The sequence below is a fragment of the Nostoc sp. genome (genome assembly GCF_036917815.1).
In the GTDB taxonomy this organism is placed as follows: Bacteria; Cyanobacteriota; Cyanobacteriia; order Cyanobacteriales; family Nostocaceae; genus Nostoc.
Window position 1 is genome coordinate 88,203 of record NZ_JBALEK010000048.1, and the last position, 17,512, is coordinate 105,714.

General features: G+C 44.2%; 15 protein-coding genes. 7 read left to right on the plus strand and 8 right to left on the minus strand.

Annotation, left to right across the window (positions count from 1 at the left end):
* Positions 1–37 precede the first annotated feature (37 nt).
* Positions 38–1,012, plus strand: coding sequence for a DNA polymerase III subunit delta' (locus V7K97_RS14155; RefSeq protein ID WP_334801668.1), 975 nt, complete (start codon positions 38–40; stop codon positions 1,010–1,012).
* A gap of 446 nt (positions 1,013–1,458) precedes the next feature.
* Positions 1,459–2,652, plus strand: coding sequence for a Coenzyme F420 hydrogenase/dehydrogenase, beta subunit C-terminal domain (locus V7K97_RS14160; RefSeq protein ID WP_334801669.1), 1,194 nt, complete (start codon positions 1,459–1,461; stop codon positions 2,650–2,652).
* Positions 2,653–2,787: 135 nt separating this feature from the next.
* Here the strand turns inward: V7K97_RS14160 and V7K97_RS14165 are convergent, their stop codons facing one another.
* The 7 genes from V7K97_RS14165 to ldpA all read right to left on the minus strand — a co-directional run bounded on the left by V7K97_RS14165 (position 2,788) and on the right by ldpA (position 9,062).
* Positions 2,788–3,156 (minus strand): hypothetical protein, encoded by a 369-nt coding sequence (locus tag V7K97_RS14165; RefSeq protein ID WP_334801670.1) that lies wholly within the window; start codon positions 3,154–3,156, stop codon positions 2,788–2,790.
* A 256-nt stretch (positions 3,157–3,412) separates the two neighbouring features.
* On the minus strand, positions 3,413–3,592 hold the full coding sequence (locus V7K97_RS14170) for a hypothetical protein (protein WP_334801671.1): 180 nt from the start codon (positions 3,590–3,592) through the stop codon (positions 3,413–3,415).
* 54 nt (positions 3,593–3,646) lie between these two features.
* On the minus strand, positions 3,647–4,837 hold the full coding sequence (locus V7K97_RS14175; protein WP_334801672.1) for an RNA-guided endonuclease InsQ/TnpB family protein: 1,191 nt from the start codon (positions 4,835–4,837) through the stop codon (positions 3,647–3,649).
* A gap of 162 nt (positions 4,838–4,999) precedes the next feature.
* A complete protein-coding gene (locus V7K97_RS14180) occupies positions 5,000–5,152 on the minus strand; it encodes an ATP-binding cassette domain-containing protein (RefSeq protein WP_334801744.1) in 153 nt (50 codons plus the stop codon).
* A gap of 259 nt (positions 5,153–5,411) precedes the next feature.
* Positions 5,412–6,020: a hypothetical protein gene (locus tag V7K97_RS14185; RefSeq protein WP_334801673.1), complete on the minus strand. Its 609-nt coding sequence runs from the start codon at positions 6,018–6,020 to the stop codon at positions 5,412–5,414.
* Between the two features lie 59 nt (positions 6,021–6,079).
* Positions 6,080–7,813 (minus strand): R3H domain-containing nucleic acid-binding protein, encoded by a 1,734-nt coding sequence (locus tag V7K97_RS14190; RefSeq protein ID WP_334801674.1) that lies wholly within the window; start codon positions 7,811–7,813, stop codon positions 6,080–6,082.
* An 88-nt stretch (positions 7,814–7,901) separates the two neighbouring features.
* Positions 7,902–9,062 carry a circadian clock protein LdpA gene (gene ldpA / locus V7K97_RS14195; RefSeq protein WP_334801675.1) on the minus strand — a complete coding sequence of 387 codons (1,161 nt, stop codon included), beginning with the start codon at positions 9,060–9,062 and terminating at the stop codon, positions 7,902–7,904.
* 120 nt (positions 9,063–9,182) lie between these two features.
* On the opposite strand from ldpA, the gene V7K97_RS14200 reads away from it, so the two are divergent.
* The 5 genes from V7K97_RS14200 (at position 9,183) to V7K97_RS14220 (ending at position 16,346) form a co-directional block, all read left to right on the plus strand.
* Positions 9,183–12,347, plus strand: a complete 3,165-nt coding sequence (locus tag V7K97_RS14200; RefSeq protein WP_334801676.1) for a PAS domain S-box protein — start codon at positions 9,183–9,185, stop codon at positions 12,345–12,347.
* A gap of 2 nt (positions 12,348–12,349) precedes the next feature.
* Positions 12,350–13,969 (plus strand): hybrid sensor histidine kinase/response regulator, encoded by a 1,620-nt coding sequence (locus V7K97_RS14205; protein ID WP_334801677.1) that lies wholly within the window; start codon positions 12,350–12,352, stop codon positions 13,967–13,969.
* Positions 13,970–14,124: 155 nt separating this feature from the next.
* Positions 14,125–14,484, plus strand: a complete 360-nt coding sequence (locus V7K97_RS14210; protein ID WP_334801678.1) for a VOC family protein — start codon at positions 14,125–14,127, stop codon at positions 14,482–14,484.
* A 177-nt stretch (positions 14,485–14,661) separates the two neighbouring features.
* A complete protein-coding gene (locus V7K97_RS14215; RefSeq protein ID WP_334801679.1) occupies positions 14,662–15,969 on the plus strand; it encodes a recombinase family protein in 1,308 nt (435 codons plus the stop codon).
* Positions 15,970–16,139: 170 nt separating this feature from the next.
* The gene (locus V7K97_RS14220; protein WP_334801680.1) at positions 16,140–16,346 is read left to right on the plus strand and encodes a hypothetical protein; all 207 of its coding nucleotides are present in this window, start codon (positions 16,140–16,142) and stop codon (positions 16,344–16,346) included.
* Here V7K97_RS14220 and V7K97_RS14225 read toward each other — a convergent pair.
* On the minus strand, positions 16,324–17,511 hold the full coding sequence (locus V7K97_RS14225; RefSeq protein ID WP_334801681.1) for an anion transporter: 1,188 nt from the start codon (positions 17,509–17,511) through the stop codon (positions 16,324–16,326). The two genes, V7K97_RS14220 and V7K97_RS14225, sit on opposite strands and share 23 nt — an antisense overlap.
* Position 17,512: the final 1 nt, after the last annotated feature.

Genomic DNA, 17,512 nt, shown 5'->3' on the forward strand with positions numbered 1-17,512 from the left:
TTTCATCAGATGTCTAATGACCAATGACCAATGACCAATGACCAATAACCCATTTGCACCAGTTGTAGCACAACAGCAAGCCATAGAATTACTCACTCAGGCTGTCAGACAAAATCGGGTTCCTCCAGCCTACTTATTTGTGGGGCCAGATGGTGTAGGAAGGAGTTTAGCAGCCAGGTGTTTTGTAGAGTTGCTATTTTCTGGTGGGATGGGAGTCACTGCATCTTTACAAAACCGTCTGCGTCAAGGAAATCACCCAGCTTTGTTGTGGGTGGAACCAACGTACCAACACCAGGGACAACGATTAACAGCAGCAGAAGCAGTGGAGAAAGGACTGAAGCGTAAGGCAGCACCTGTAATTCGACTAGAGCAAATTCGGGGAATTACCGAGTTTCTGAGTCGTCCGCCCTTGGAAGCGCCAAGGAATGTGGTAGTGCTGGAGGAAGCTCAAACAATGGCAGAAGCAGCAGCCAATGCTTTACTTAAAACCTTGGAAGAACCGGGACAGGCGACGTTAATTTTAATTGCACCTACACCTGAGTCTGTATTACCCACTTTGGTTTCGCGCTGTCAACGTATTCCTTTTTATCGCTTAGATGCACAGTCTTTGGCTGTTGTACTCACACAAACAGGTCATCAGGAAATTTTGCAAAATCAGGCAGTATTGAGCATAGCAGCTGGTAGTGCCGGAAATGCGATCGCATCTTATAAGCAATTACAAGCTATTCCCCCGGAATTACTCGAAGACTTGAAAAAAGCCCCTGCTTCCTACCGCAAAGCCTTGGAGTTAGCCAAAAAAATTGATAAAGATTTAGATACAGAAGCGCAACTGTGGTTAATTGATTATCTTCAGCAATTATACTGGCAACAGTGGCATCAAACTAGTATCATAAACCAGTTAGAAGAAGCTCGTAAACACTTAATTGCTTACGCTCAACCACGGCTAGTTTGGGAATGTCTGCTTTTATCTGTGTATCAAAAATCAAATTCCATTTATCCTACTCATCGCTGAGTGCGAGTTTTGCCCTCACCCCCAGCCCCTCTCCCATTTTGGGGAGAGGGGAGCAAATTTTCTAGTTCCCCTTCTCCCATATTGGGAGAAGGGGTTAGGGGATGAGGGCAACTCTTCAACGCTTTCTCTTACCTGACTTCTACGTTACAGCAGTTTTCATGTATTTGAACCACATCTGTCGTAGGGGCAATTCATGAATTGCCCCTACCGCGTGGTATATTTACCTGAAAATCGCTGTAAGTTGACACCAATGGCGAGACGCCCACCCCACAATCAATAGTTGGATATTTTTTTATTTGGAAGTCCCTAAAGCAATCAGATAATTAAACTAGGCAAAACTCTGTGTTACTTTGCTACCCGGAGCGTTTAAAAACATTTCTTGTCTGCCCATCAGCGAGTAAAGGTATTGTAATAAAAGCGATTCCTGGATAAAACAAAAAATTTATATGACTTCAGTTTTTCCTCACAAAAAAGCCAGAGCCTTAAAACCTACCAGCCGCCGCCCTGCAAAAGAACTGTGTAGCGAGTGTGGACTATGCGATACATACTATATTCATTATGTCAAGGAAGCCTGCGCTTTTATTAATCAGCAAATAGGTGAACTTGAAGAAGAAACGCACACGCGATCGCGCCATCTTGAAAATCCTGATGAACTCTACTTTGGTGTTCACCAAGACATGATAGCGGCGCGAAAACAACAACCCATCGAAGGCGCACAATGGACGGGTATTGTAAGCAGTATTGCCATTGAAATGCTCAATCGTGGCTTAGTTGAAGGTGTCGTCTGTGTGCAGAACACCAAAGAAGACCGCTTTCAACCCATGCCCGTCATCGCCCGGACTCCAGAAGAAATACTAGCAGCGCGGGTAAATAAACCAACACTTTCCCCCAACCTTTCCGTGTTGGAACAGATAGAAAAATCGGGGATGAAGCGGCTGTTAGTAATAGGTGTTGGTTGCCAAATCCAGGCATTACGAGCCGTAGAAAAACAACTTGGCTTAGAAAAACTCTATGTTTTGGGTACGCCCTGCGTAGATAACGTTAACCGCGCCGGACTGCAAAAATTCTTAGAAACCACCAGCCGATCGCCTGATACAGTTGTGCATTACGAATTCATGCAAGACTTTCGAGTTCACTTCAAACATGAGGATGGCTCATCTGAAACTGTACCTTTCTTTGGCTTGAAGACTAACCAACTCAAAGATGTCTTTGCCCCATCTTGTATGAGTTGCTTTGATTACGTCAACTCCCTAGCCGATTTAGTCGTTGGCTATATGGGCGCACCCTTCGGCTGGCAATGGATTGTAGTTAGAAATGACACTGGCAAGGAAATGCTGGATTTGGTGAAAGACCAGTTAGATACTCAACCAGTGACATCTAAAGGCGATCGCAAAGAAGCTGTACAGCAAAGTATTCCCGCTTACGATAAAGGCGTTACCCTGCCGATGTGGGCAGCAAAACTGATGGGTGTCGTCATCGAAAAAATCGGCCCTAAGGGTTTGGAATATGCGCGGTTTTCCATTGATTCTCACTTTACTCGGAATTATTTGTATGTGAAGCGGAATCATCCACAGAAATTAGCAGCGCACGTTCCAGAGTTTGCCAAGCGTATTGTTGGGCAATATAAGTTACCAGAGTAGTGTATCGCGTTTGTGTGAAATATATCTGAGCCTGCAAAAGCAGGCTTTTTTGTTTAGTGGCAAACTTATATACTAAATAGTAAAAGCTTGTTTATAATTTTCGGCTGAGGCACACAACTTAATATTTTGTAATTATTAAGACTGCTGAGAAGCTAATCGCTTACGGGCTAGAGTTACTGCTTTGACATTCTCCGTAATTATAGCTACTTGACCACATAATCCAACTAGATTACCTATTCCTTGCGTTTTTCCACTAGCTTTACCTTCGTATGAAGCTATACCTACTATAAAAGCAGTGACAAATACATATCCAAGAATTTTCAGATTATTTACTCCTCTGTTGAGATAAATCATGCAAGCAAGGGGAAGAAAAAATGTTAACACACCAGCAACAATAGGGCTTTTTTGTGCTAGTTCTTCAGTTCTGCTTATATCTCTTTTAGTGGGGAGGAAAGGATTCCAAGGAGAATCTGTGGTTTGGTTTTGATTAAAGTCAGTTGACATTTTTCCTCAGTATTTTTAAAAAGGAAGTAGTTAATTTAGACACCTTAATTATTCAACAGAAATATCATTCTTGGCTTCAGAGTCTACACGGTTTCTATTTACAATCTTTTGTAAGATAATAAGGTAAATTACTGAGGATGAGATCAAAAAAGTATAAAGTATCATGTTGAACTAAGGAAGGCATAGGGCAAAATCTTGTTAAGCCTCTTCCATAGCTCTGATTGCCGCTTCTACGATCGCTAACCTCTCTCCACACTCAGTTATAACTACTAGCTTGACGAGTAAACATCAAGTGATACTGTCCGCCTAGTGCGATGAGTTCGTCATAAGTGCCTACCTCGATAATTTCACCGTGTTCTAGTACTACTACTCGGTCTGCTAGTTTTGCCAAGGCGAGGCGATGGCTGACTACAACGGCTATTCTTCCCTTCGCCAAGCTGTGCAAAATATTTTGACACTCCCCGGTCTGAAGACACGGGGATTCTTGAATCTAAGACATAACTTGCTCATGCAGGTTTTCACCAACAAAAGTAGAGGTTTCATCTCCCCAAGCGTTGCTTGCGTCCAGCGCAAAGGTTCCAGTATGCCCTACTGTACCCAATCCCCGACTAAGGATATTTCTAGCTGCGTTTTCATCTCTATCCATGACACATCCGCACGAACATACGTGTGTTCGGGTGGATAGTGTTTTCTTAACAACTTCACCGCAGCTAGAGCATTCTTGGCTCGTGTATTGCGGGTTAACCGCAACCGTAACCCGTTTAAATACCTTCCCAAAGTACTCAACCCAGACACGAAACTGATACCAAGATGCGTCATTAATGGACTTAGCGAGACTTTGATTTTTCACCATATTTTTAATCCTCAAATCTTCATAGGCTATCAAGTCGTTAGACTGAACTACGCACCGTGCTAATTTCACAGCATGGTCTTTACGTTGCCTACTTATTTTGAGGTGGCGCTTACCTAAAATCTGTCTAGCCTTGCCTCTGTTCTTTGAACCTTTTACCCTTCTGGAAATGCGACGTTGTGAACGTTTAAGAACTTTTTCACCAACACGAAGAAACTTAGGGTTTTCAACCATTTTCCCGTCAGAATCGGTGTAGTATTCTTTCAATCCAACGTCTAACCCCACTGTTTTACCGGTAGGTTCTATGTTTTCAAAACGGTTAACATCAATACAGAATTGAACATACACACCATCTGCACGTTTGACCAATCTAACCCGTTTTATCTGATTAATTTGGTAGAAGTGCAAATCACGAGTACCTTTGAGTTTTAATCGCCCAATACCTTTTTTATCGGTGAAGGTTATGGATTTACGATTATCTGCAAGCTTCCATCCTGATGTTTTGTACTCAACAGAACGACAATCTTTCTGGAATTGGGGATAACCCTTTAAGCCTGGAATACCTTTCTTACAGTTGTCGTAAAACCGAGAGATAGACGACCAAGCTCTTTCAGCAGAAGCTTGACGAGCCATCGAATTGAGTTCGTTGGCAAAGGGAAAGTTAGACGCAAGTACGGCACAGTATTTCTGCAAATCATTTTTACCCGTGCCTTTTACGTCCATCCATAGACGAATACAGCTATTGCGGATGAACTTGGCAGTGCGAATTGCGTCGTCTACTGCTGCAAACTGCGCTAACTTTCCATAAGCTTTAAACTCAAAAACAAGCATTTCTTTTACCTCCTCTCTTATACTACCATGTTTGGCGTAAGATTAAAGAAAGGATTAAAAAGTTTACGCAATATTTACGGTGGCTTAAAAGCCACCGAGTCGTCTTTCATCCCCGGTCTTAAGCACGGAATACGGCGCTGTGCGCCTGTTCCTCCGGGGCTTTCAGACTCCCGTTAAATTCTTGTAAATCTCATGTTCTGTCTTCGGATCAAGGTTCGCTGTTGGCTCGTCAAGTATGACTAGTTCGGCTGGAGAGAGTCGCAGCAAAGCACGAGCGATCGCTAATCTTTGCCATTGTCCCCCTGATAAATCAATACCACCTTCTAGTTGTTTGCCTCTTCCCTACAAGGAGTCAGATTCAAAGCCTCTCTCCTAAAAGGAGAGAGGTCAAAGTGTATTGCATCCAAACGAAAACCGCTATATAAGTAAGTAGGTGAGAATAAATCAAAGTAGATTAAGTAATGTAAAAAATCTTGAGATGAGTTCTTAGTGAGCGGCTCCAGCCCTCAAATTAGGACTAAAGTCCTTACTACAAACCTTGAATTATTCACGCCACTCTCAACGAAACCAAATTTTAATCTGACTGTGACTGAATCATCCACACTAAAATACCTAAGATTTGCTCTACTGGGGGAATTAAATATTCAGTTAAATCAATAGTTACAGTGCCGTCCTCTAACTTGAGGAAAGTCCATAAGTTCCCACTAGTAACACTACCGTAGATAGTAGCAATCGGTTTTTCGTATTTGGCATTAAACCTTTGGGCGGCGATCATTTCTGCGATACACTGCCCCAAACCAGCTTTAAGATTTTCCTTTTTAGCTTCCACAATTACCACTGCTGGAGCTTCAATAAATAACTGTTCTGGCGAGATGCTAATTAGAAAGTCGCAAAATCCCGCCAGTCCAACTTCTGGTTCAACATTAAATTCTTCTCCAGAAAAGAAACTGATTTGTCTGTTGAGAATTTTTCGGACTTCAAACAATATTGGACTAATAATCAATTCTGATCTAGCTTTCTCAGAACCCATTGCAATTGCTAGCTGGATACTTTCTGCTAAAAATTCAGCCAGTAAGGGACTAGGTGAAATTGGTTCTATAGGAGGTAAAAATCGCCCACCTTCTACCAAGGTGAGATTAAAGTCTTGTTTTACTTTTCTTAAAGAAAACTCTCTATAGGACATTAAGTTAAGTGTCTTTTAGTGACATCCCCTCTCCAATTCGGAGAGGGGTTGAGGTCAGGTTACGCCGGATAAATCCGTAATCTTCTATTTGGTTCTTCGCCAAAACTATGCGACTTGAGGCGATAATGTTCTACCAACTCATGTTGCATTTTGCGGACTTGAGGAGAACGCGGCAATAACTCCACTGGCTGTCCTTTGGGAATCACAATTTGCTCAACAGCAAGTCTTGCTTCTTCCAAGGCATCCATCTCATCATCGCTACCATTGTGCAAAAATAGCTGCAATTCTAGGTCATCGGCCATATCTGGGTCGTCGATGTTCAGCAACCGCCGCAAACCACGGGTAATTTGGGGAATGGTGCTGGACTTAATCACGTGGATGGGTACATGACGCGCTTTGGCCATTTGGCGTAATTTGGCGTGGTTTTTGACGTGCGATCGCAGTGCTAAAATTGCATCAGCATTATCTATATCTTTTGTCAATACCACGGGCAAAGTTAGCACGCTAATTACCTGTTCCAGTTGGTGGCGGCTAACCCCATAAGGGTAAACGTGCAATGGCAAATCTTCACCGTTGGGTCCTGGCTGTCTAGTGGCAGCATCCAAATCAATGCTTTCCGAATAATTGAAGGATTCATCCAGCAAACGATCAAACTCACTGCGTCCAGTTACCCGCTCTACAGGCAATTGTGGCAGTGCTACCATTTGTCCAGATGAACGCCAGCCATTAGACGGGCGTGCCGGTGGGAAAGATTCTTCTACTGTCCCTAGCTGTCCACCGCGACCATTGACAACAGCTAACTGGCGTGTAACACCGATTTTGCCTTGATCGTCAACGGTTCTCGTTTGTGGGCTAGGCTGACGACCCCGCAACAGATTATCTACCGTGTCAGCAACGCTTTCGTGTACTGTCCAACGTTGGCGTTCTAACATTTCCACTGCAATCTCAAAGGTAGGCGGGGCTTTACGCTCCAAAACAGTCTTTTGAGAACCTCGTCGTCTCGCTTCATCGTCTCCCAGCGTCACAGCTTGGATACCCCCAACTAAATCAGCCAGGGTGGGGTTTTTAATCAGATTTTCGATCTGATTCCCGTGGGCAGTACCCACCAGTTGTACACCCCGTTCTGCAATAGTACGAGCCGCTAAAGCTTCCAGCTCCGTGCCAATTTCATCAATGACAATGACTTCTGGCATGTGGTTTTCCACTGCCTCAATCATCACCTGATGCTGTTGATCTGGATGAGCCACTTGCATCCGCCGAGCGCGACCAATAGCGGGATGGGCAACATCACCATCCCCAGCAATTTCGTTGGAGGTGTCAATAATGACTACTCGCTTATGCAGTTCATCCGCTAAAACCCGGGCAATTTCCCGTAAAGCAGTAGTTTTGCCCACGCCTGGACGACCCAGCATGAGAATCGATTTACCAGTTTCTACCAAATCGCGGATCATGCCAATGGTTCCGAATACCGCCCGACCAACACGACAGGTCAAGCCAATAATCTTACCCGTGCGGTTGCGGATGGCGCTGATCCGATGCAATGTTTGCTCAATTCCTGCCCGATTATCTCCGCCAAAGATTCCGACTCGTTGAATACAATCATCTATTTGTTCTTGAGTAACGGGTACTTCGCTCAAATACTCGGCTTGATTAGGAAAGCGAGCCTCTGGGCGACGACCCAAATCTAAGACCACTTCTACTAAACTATCTCGTTTGGGATGACTCTCTAGTGCTTGTCGCAGGTCTTGGGGCAAAATGTCTAATAACTTTTGGAGATCGTCTGTAATCGTCATGCTTTCTATTGGTCGGTGACGTTTTTAGAGATAGCGAGGACATTTGCGTGCAGGAGAACCCGCCCTGAGTAATTTTCCGAACGAGCGATTAACGCTCCTGCTGTGACTTGATCTGGGAAACGAGAGAATGGGCAAGTTTTACAGCTTGCCAAAGTAATAGTTCATCTTCTTCTAGGCGAACAGTCGCCTTTACATCAGTGTTACTTACCTCCTTATTCTCTAACTGTTCAAGAATTGGTGACAGCAGTACACGGGCGTAGCTACCGTAGGCGACCCCAGAAATGGAGGAGGGGGGGCACTTAGCTGGGAGCAGGGGGAATAATTCTTCTCCTCTGCCCCCCGCCCCCTGCTCCCCTGCCTTTTTAAGTAGTCCCATTGCCTTTAATTTAGCAACGGTATAGCTATTAGTGCCGCCTGCTAACTGCACATATCCCGGTAACTTAGCTGTCAAAACTTTTTGCCCTAATTTCACTGCGGCTAAAGTGGTGCCATTGCCAATATCACCACTCATGGGACGACCGTCGGTTTGCCAAATTAAAGCGCCCTTGAGTGGGGCAATTAGGTCATACAGCGCTCTCAGGTAATCAGTCATCCCCTCGCCATCGGGACAACTGATGGCTAGTAACTTTAGTTGATCGGCCCACGGTGAAATTGCTTGCCATAATTGCTCAAATTCTGCTAACCGCCCGACTTGTGTATGGATTTCTACGGCATCTACTCCCGTTGATATCACTAATGGCGCGATCGCTCCTGGCGTGGAAATGCATGATGATGTATAAATTATCTCATACGGACACACGGGTAGGCAACGACCGCAGCCATAGCATTTTTCGGATATTACTCCCGAAAAGTCTTCTTTTGTACTGTTAAACACGATTGCTTGTGCCGGACAAATCCGTTCACAGGGTCTAGGGCAGTCTGTAGGACACTCAGTAGGATTAAATTCAGCTTTCCGAAAATGCGGGTCTTCTCCATCGTTTAGGCTGACCATCAAAAAGGGTGAATTGCCTTTATAGTCAAAGCCTCGCTTTTGGGCATCCATAGCCAGAGATTTGGCTGCTTGTAGCCCTGCTTGCGCTGCTGCAATCACCGCCGGATCAGCTGCAACATCTATGCAGTCAGCGCCCGCCAGAGTATAGGCTAACGTTAAACTTCTGACTGCCGGCAAATGCTGGAAGCTGGCTCCGCAGATCAGCTTGAACCAGTCACCTTGTTTGAGAGATTGTAAAGGGGCGAACAGATCAGTCACTATTCTATTATGCGTTTATACGACTAAAAATAGTAGTCTGCGATCAAAAAAAGTCCAGATTTCCTGATTCGGGGATTAGGGATTGCGCCATCTCTCTACTTTCTTAGGAGGCCGAACGGTATGACAGTCCAGCCAATAACTGTGTTTTTCGTAGAAGACTTTGCTGAAGACAAAGCTTTGTATCGCCGTTTCCTGGAGCAGGACGATCGCTACACTTATGATATTTATGAGTTTGAGTTGGGAAATAAGGCGCTGCAAGCTTGTCAAGGGAAAATACCGGATTTGATTTTGTTGGACTATCAATTGCCAGATTTAGATGGGCTGGAATTTCTCACTCAGCTACAGAGGCAAAGTTCCAGCAGCCACATTTCAGTAATTATACTGACTGAGCAGGGGGACGAAAGCATCGCAGTTCAAGCTATCAAGAGTGGGGCGCAAGATTATCTAGTCAAGGGAAAACTGACCTGTGACAATTTCTGTCGGGCGGTTCATGGGGCAATCAAGGAGATGCAGCTAATGCGGCAGCTAAAACAACAACAGGAGCAACAAAAGTTAGTCGGAGCGATCGCTCTTGATATTCGCCAGTCCTTGAAGCTTCAAGATATCCTCGCCACTAGTGTCAAAGAAGTCCGTCAGTTACTCAATACCGATCGCGTGCTGGTGTATCAATTAATCTCACAGATGCAGGGTTGCATCGTCGCGGAGTCGATATTACCCCAATGGACACCATTCTTGGGATTTCAGGTTGAAGATACCTGTTTTCAGAGAACTCAGGGGGAAGAATACCGCCGAGGAAAAATCTGGACAGCGACGAACATCTACGAAGCGGGTTTAAGTGATTGCCATATTCAACTTTTAGAGCAGTTTCAGGTGAAGGCGAATTTAGTTGTCCCGATTTTATTAAAGAACAAGGAGACTCTAGCAGTTGATCTTTGGGGGCTATTTATCGTCCATCAATGTTCTGCCCCCCGACAATGGCAAACCTTTGAGGTGGAATTGCTCAAGCAACTGACGGTGCAATTAGCGATCGCTATCCAACAAGCCGAACTTTACCACAACCTCCAAACTCTTAATACCCAGTTAGAAGCCAAAGTAGAGGAACGCACTGCCAAGTTGCAAGAAAGCGATCGCCGATTCCGCGCCATTTTCAATAACACTTTCCAGTTCACAGGATTGCTAAGGCCAGATGGCATTTTATTAGAGGTGAACCACACAGCGCTAAGTTTTGCCGGACTTCAACTTGAAGATGTGATCAATCGCCCTTTTTGGGAAGCGCACTGGTGGACAATTTCACCGCAAATTCAAGAAGAATTAAAACAAGCGATCGCCCGCGCTGCTCAAGGAGAGTTTATCCGCTATGAAGTTGATATTCTCGGTGTAAATAACCGAGTTGCAATCATCGATTTTTCACTACGTCCGCTTCTAGATGAGACGGGTCAAGTTGTTTTGTTGATTCCAGAAGGGCGAGATATCACCGATGTCTACGACGAGCTTCGCTTACGCAAACAAACCGAAGCAGCCCTGCGAGAAAGTGAAGCCCGGTTTCAGGCATTTATGAACAACAGCCCAGTGTTAGCTTGGATTACTGATACAGATGGACGTGTACTCTATCTAAACCAAACATATTTGCGGACATTTAAATTATTAGCCGAACAGGTGATTGGGCAATCGATTTTTGATCTCTATCCAACGGAAATTGCTCGGCAACATTTCGATCACATTCAGACAGTCTCTCAGACAAATCAGGTACTTGAGGTGATCGAAGTTGCTGTCCGTCCAGATGGCACCCTTGGGGAGTTCTTAGTATACAAGTTCCCGATTTTCGGATTGTCTGCACAAAAGTTAGTGGGTAGGGTAGCAATCGACATTACAGAACGTAAGATTTTGGAGCGAGAACTAGCTCACAAGCAAAAATTATTGGATACCTTCATCAATAACGCACCCGTTGGTATAACCATTATGGATCGAGAACTGCGTTATTCATTCATTAATGAAGCATTAGCAGAAATTAATGGCATTCCCGCAGCCGCGCATATTGGCAAAACACCGTGGGAAATTGTCCCTGATTTGGCACTAAAGCAGAAGCAAATATTTCATCATGTCTTGACAACGGGTGAATCGATTCTGGATTTGGAAATCAGTGGAGAAACCCCAAAATTTCCTGGTGTCATCAGGACTTGGCTAGCTTCCTACTTTCCAATTCAGTCTGAACCCGATGAACCGATTAGTATGGGTATTGTGGTAGTTGAAATCAGCGATCGCAAACGTGCTGAAAAAATGTTACAGTTACAAGCAGTAATTGCCCGCAACATGGCAGAGGGAATTTGCCTAGTTCGTACCACAGATGGCGTGTTTGTCTACGCCAATCCTAAATTTGAGCAGATGTTTGGCTATGAACCTGGTGAATTAATCGGTCAGCATGTTTCAATTGTCAACTACGGAAATGAACATACCACACCTGAAGAAGTTAATCAGGGAATTACCACTGCTGTCCTTCAACACGGTGAAATCACCTATGAAGTCCATAATCTTAAAAAAAATGGCACTCCATTCTGGTCTATCGCTACCGCTTCTGTTTTTGAGCATCCTGAGTATGGAAGCGTCCTTGTAGCTGTCCAACAAGATATCACCGAGCAAAAGCAAGCGGAGGAAAAAATCAAAGCCTCTCTCAAAGAAAAGGAGGTATTACTCAAAGAAATTCATCATCGTGTTAAGAACAATTTAGGAATTGTCAGCAGTTTGCTGCAAATGCAGTCCAGACGCACAGAAGATCCTGTGGTGACAGCAATTCTGCGCGATAGCCAAAACCGCATTGCTTCCATTGCCCTAGTTCATGAAAAACTATACCGCTCTGATGACCTTGCTGATATTGATTTTGCTCAGTATATTCCAGATTTAACAACTCATTTATTTGATTCTTATAACGTCAGTTCTAGCAAAATTAAACTGAAGATTCAAGTTGATAATGCTAGCCTCGACATTGAAACCGCCATTCCTTGCGGCTTGATTATCAATGAACTGGTTTCCAATGCTTTGAAATACGCCTTTGTTGGTAATCGTGCAGGGGAAATTGAGGTGAGGTTTTTTCAAGAATCCGAGTCCACCTTGATGCTCATTATTCGAGATAATGGTATCGGTTTACCTGAAAATTTCCATAGCAAGAAAGCTAAAACGCTGGGTATAACACTTGTCCAGGGCTTAGTCAAGCAGTTAAGGGGAAAGCTGGAAATTGACTCTCAACAGGGAACACAGTTTAAAATTACTTTTAGAAACAGCCGCACATAAACATGATTAGTATCCCATCAAACAAACCGACAAAGGAGAAAGTTAGAGTTCTTGTTGTTGAAGATGAATATATTCTTGCCATCAACTTGCAAGAAAATTTAGAGTCTCTGGGATACACTGTTTTAGATATGGCTGATTCAGCAGAAGCAGCAATTGAAAAAGCAACTCAATTGCTCCCAAACTTGATTTTAATGGATATCAGGTTACGGGGTGAGATGGACGGCATTCAGGCAGCAGATCAAATTTGGCATCGTCTGCAAATCCCCATTATTTACCTCACTGGTCATTCTGACAAGAATACTGTGGAGCGGGCAACGCTAACATCCCCCTTTGGATATATTCTCAAACCTATTAAAGAGCAAGAACTCTACGTTGCCATTCAAACAGCACTTAATCGCTACGATCGCGAACAATTTTTGAGTTCTGTGCTTCGAGGAATGGGTGACGGAGTAATTGTAGTAGATACTGAATTACATATAAAATACATCAATCAAGTAGCTGAAGTCCTAACAGGGTGGCGATGGAATGAAGCGAAAGACAAAATGTTAATTAAAATTATCAAACTCATTGATGAAAAAACTCGGCTGACCGTAGAAAATCCAATTATCGCAGCCCTCCAACAAGAAAGTATTATCTATCTAAGCAGTGGTGTCTTACTCGTTGCCAAAGATGGGACAACTATACCGATAGCTGATAGTGCTACTCCTCTGAGAGATAACAGTGGTGTAATTACAGGAGCCGTCTTGGTTTTTCGGGATGACACGCAACGACGACTAATAGAAGAACGCAATCTCGCTGCCGAACGTGCCCAACAACTAGAAATTCAAGTGGCAGAACTTCAAAGACTGAACCAGTTGAAAGAGGATTTTCTGGCAACCACTTCTCATGAAATGCGAACGCCCTTGTCAAACATCAAAATGGCAATTTCCGTGCTAGAAAATCTTCTTGATCAGCAGGGAATTTTAAATTTAAAAGCATCTTCTCCATCTGAATCTGTAGGCTATTACTTAACTATTCTGCGTGAACAGTGCGAACAACAGCTAGATTTAGTAGACAATTTGCTGCATATACGAATGCTTGATGCAGATGTCTATCCGTTAGAATTAACTTCAATTCAACTCCAAAACTGGCTGCCTCATGTTGCCGAGTATTTTCAAGAACTTGCTCTAGCTAGACAACAGACTTTACAAGTTAGCGTTCCTTCAGATTTACCCCCTTTAGTTTCAGATTTGGCTAGCCTGACTGAAATTGTCTCAGAGTTACTCAACAATGCTTGTAAGTACACTCCACCTGATGGAGAGATGACGCTGGATGTTCGAGTAATTTACACCACAAAAAGTTTAATAAATGACAATGGGGAATCAGGTGTATTAGATAATCTTCAAGTTCCCTACTTTCAAATTACAATTAGCAATTCCGGGGTGATAATCCCCAAAAAAGAACAATCTCGAATCTTTGAGCCGTTTTACCGAATTCCTCAGAGCGATCGCTGGCAACAGAGCGGCACAGGATTAGGTTTAGGATTAGTGAAGAAGTTAGTAGAATATCTCGAAGGCACGATTGAAGTTACCAGTTTTCAAGGCTGGACAAGGTTTATAGTTAAAATGCCGTTAAGCCTATGAGGGCATGGGGCATCCCTGATTCCAGTTCCCCCCTTTTGAAGGGGAGCCTGCGCGGTCTTGGGGGTTTCCCCCATGAGCGACTGGCGTGGGTTAGGGGGGATCAACAAGTTCCTAAAATCATAGCCAACCACTTTTCAAACAACCTCTTACCAACAATGCAGATTACCCGAAGTCTCCATACAGCCATTCTTGTGACTGACTTAGAACGCTCTGAACTCTTTTATGGCAAAGTCTTGGGATTAGCCAAAATAGATCGTTCCCTGAAATACGCTGGTGCATGGTATCAAGTTGGCGATTACCAACTTCACTTGATTGTTGCACCTACTGTCCCCACCGAAAACCAAAACGAAAAATGGGGACGCAATCCTCACATTGCTTTCTCCGTTGCTGACTTAGACACCGCTAAACAGGAATTGCTCAATCATAATTATCCCATTCAAGCCAGCGCCTCCGGTCGCCCTGCCCTCTTCACTCAAGATCCCGATGGGAATATTATCGAATTGAGTCAGCAGTAAACGGGAGATGAGGAAGATGAGGAAGATGAATTAATAACCAATGCCCCATGCCCCATACTTCTCTTCTTAGGCTGCGCCAACAGCTACGCTCAGTACAAGTGCCCAATGCCCAATACCTCTCTTCTTAGGCTGCGCCAACGGCTACGCTCAGTACAAGTGCCCAATGCCCAATAAATAATGAAAATAATTGCCTACTCTTACACCGATCCTCTACTAGAATCTTCTCCCGATCATGCCGATTGGGGATGGGAGGTGGATCGGGTTTATGAAGATTTGGGCAAGCAAGAGTCTTCTGGACGATCGCAATTACAACAATTATTCACCGATTGCCAAACTGAACGAGCAGATTATCTTTTAATCCGTCGGTTGGAAGAATTGGGGGATACTGTAGAGGAAATTAGCGATCGCTTGAATCAACTTGAAGTAATGGGAGTAGCAGTAATCGCCACTGAACAGCCCTATACTTCCGAAAAGTACCCTCTGGGCGCTGACTTACTAAATTTGCTACACGCAATCCAACGTCAACAACGCAGTCGTCGTATCCGCCAAGGACACGCCCAAAATCGTCTCGATGTTGCACCGCCACCCGGCAAAGTTCCCTACGGCTATCGCAGAGGTAAGGGAAAATATACCATTGACCGCAGTACTTCACCAGTAGTCAAAGATTTTTTTGAACACTTTTTACTCTATGGTTCGCTGCGAGGTTCAGTTCGTTACCTGGCGAAAAAATACGGCAAAAAAATCTCTGTAACTACCGGAAGACGCTGGCTGACTAATCCAGTTTATCGCGGCAATACTGCTTACCAAAATGATGAAATTATCTCCAATACCCATATTCCCATCATTTCTAAGGAAGAAGCTGCCCAAGTTGACCGACTTTTACGCCGTAACAGCCGTTTACCATCCCGAACTGCTAGTGCTAGGCGTTCTTTAGCTGGGTTGGTTGTCTGTAGCGAGTGTCAGTCACATCTAACAGTTACTCGTGTCACCCAACGCAACCAAGACAAAGAATATCTTTATTTACGTTCTACTAGCTGTCCCCAACGCCCCAAGTGTAAGGCTATTCCCTATCAAGAGGTGTTGGAACATACAATTGAAACGGTTTGCCATGATTTACCTCTGGCTGTCGCTGGGGTGAATTTTCCCCAGTTGGATGCAATTAAGAATAGTTTAGGGCAAGCGATCGCCCGTCAGCAAGAAATACTTGCTCAGTTACCCGCTTTAATTGAAACTGGGATTTTAGATGCCGAAACAGCAAAGTTAAGAGCTTACACACTCCGCACAGAAATTTCTGCACTCGAAGCAAAGTTGGCGACTCTCCCCCCAGTTAACTTGCGTTCTGTTGCCCAAGCTGTTTCAATACCACAATTTTGGTTAGATTTGTCGGAAACAGAGCGAAGATTTTACTTTCGAGAATTTATCAGGCAAATTGAGATTACTTTTCAGAATAAAGAATTAAAACTCCAAGTTATTTTTATTTTTTAGAGGATGTATTAAAAGTGGTTGGCTATAATTTTAGGCACTTGTTGATCCCCCCTAACCCCAAGGGAGAAGGGCGCATTCGCGTAGCGTCTCGTAAGAGTTGGACACAAAGAAAGAAAATCTGGCGCAGCCTCACAAACAATCCCCTAAAAAGTCCCCGCAGGCAGACTTCTTTGAACCATGTTAAATTCAACTTCTTCTTTAGAAATGCATTTAGAAACGCAAACAATTCTCTATCCAACACTGCGGCAGTTGGTGCAAAACTACTGAAGCTGCGATTTGGAATAGCGATCGCCCGTCGCACTGTCGTTAAATACCGTCAACTAGCCGGAATCGATTCTTCCCACATTCGTAAACTCAGTAAATCCAAAAATAGCTGAGTACCACAGTTACAATAGTCAACGGTAGTCCAAATCGCAAATGCTCCCTAAATGTCAGCCGATATCCTTCCTTAGCAACAGCTTCTGCTACAATTAAGTTGGCCACAGACCCCAACAGCGTCAAATTACCTGCCAGCGTGGAAGCAGCCGCTAGTAGTAGCCAAGTCTGCGTGTCGGGATGAGGAATTAGGTGATGTAGCAGCAGTACCGCCGGGACATTGGATACCAAATTCGACAGCAATACCGTCACTCCCAGAATGCTCAAAGGATCGTGAACAAACCCGGAAAACCATTGCAGCGAACCGAGTTTCAGCACACCTTCAGTTAGGATAAATAGCCCACAAAACATCACCAGCAAATCCCAGTCCACTTTTTTTAAAATTCGTTCTGGCTTGATGCGGCGTGTTATTAATAATAGTCCAGCCGCAATTAACGTTGCTTCCGCAGTGGGAATGCCAATCAAAAAAGCTACCAACAATCCGGCGGTAATTAGCAGACTTTTAATTAGCAGTGGTTTAAAGATGCGGTAATGGGGTGGTTCTACTTTTAGATAAGGATGCAGCGAACGCACTTCTGGATACAACCACCACAGCCAAGCCACCTGAATTACCAAGCCGATCAAAGCTAGTGGTGTCAAAGCTTTAGCAAAGTCTAGATAACTAATACCAGAGAAGGAACCAATCAAGATATTTTGAGGATTACCACTGAGGGTAGCCACAGAACCGAGATTAGTTGCGCCAGCCAGCGCCAGCAAATAGGGGATAGAGTTGAGATTGAGTAATTGGGTAACACTAATTACTAAAGGTGTGAGAATTAGGGCGATGGTGTCATTGAGGAACAGCGCTGAGAGGATACCGCTACCAAAAGTTAGTACTATTAATAACCCCAATGGACTGTGGATATTGCGGATTGTGTAATCGACAGCCAGCCGGAAAAAACCGGAAGCCGTCAGATTAGCACTAATGATCATCATCCCGAACAGGAAGATCAGGGTTTTATAATCGATCGCCCTCCACGCCGTCGATAAATCCAGCAATCCCAATGCGATCAACAAAGCCGCACCCACAAGGGCGATGGTGGCACGATTCATTCGCAGTCCCGGTAAGTAGCCCAACCCCAACCCAACGTAACTGACTAAAATCACCAGGTATCGAAGAATTACCATT